The organism is Ornithinimicrobium cavernae (genome assembly GCF_003121625.1).
Lineage (GTDB): Bacteria > Actinomycetota > Actinomycetes > Actinomycetales > Dermatophilaceae > Ornithinicoccus > Ornithinicoccus cavernae.
This window is the reverse complement of the sequence record NZ_QDDJ01000061.1, coordinates 1-501: the sequence shown is the minus strand read 5'-3', so window position 1 is coordinate 501 and position 501 is coordinate 1. Positions and strand designations below refer to the sequence as shown.

Below are 501 nucleotides of genomic sequence, written 5' to 3'. Positions count from 1 at the left end.
GGACATCGACGCCAGCATCAAGCCGCTGTACGGGCGGCAAGAAGGCGCCGAGATCGGCTACAACCCAGCCAAGCCCAAGCGGCCCAGCCACGTGCTGCACACCTTCCTGGTGGCCAATCTGCGACTGGTGCTGGACGTGCAGGTGAGCTCGGGCAAGCAGCACAGCAGCGGGCACGCCAAGACGGCGCTGGGGCGGCTGCTGGACGAGCTCGGCGACAAGCGACCCGCGCTGGTGCGTGGCGACTCGGGCTACGGCAACGAGGGCATTCTGCTGACGCTGGAAGAGCGCGACCAGCCCTACCTGCTGCGGCTGCGGCAGACCCAGAACGTGCAGCGCCTGGTGGCCCAGCAGTTCAGCCGCCAGGACTGGAGCCGGCCCGACAGCCAGGGCTGCCAGATGGTCGAGGCGAGCCTGCAACTGCACGGCTGGAGCAAGAAGCGCCGAGTTGTCATCGTGCGCCAGCGCATCCGCGGTGGCATCGCTCGAGAGCGCCGCATGGA

1 protein-coding gene is annotated in these 501 nt (G+C 68.7%); it reads left to right on the top strand.

Going from position 1 to position 501, the window contains the following annotated elements; genetic code table 11:
• Positions 1-501, top strand: a 501-nt coding sequence (locus tag DA085_RS20785) for a transposase (RefSeq protein ID WP_154402285.1), incomplete at both ends; no start/stop codon positions are given.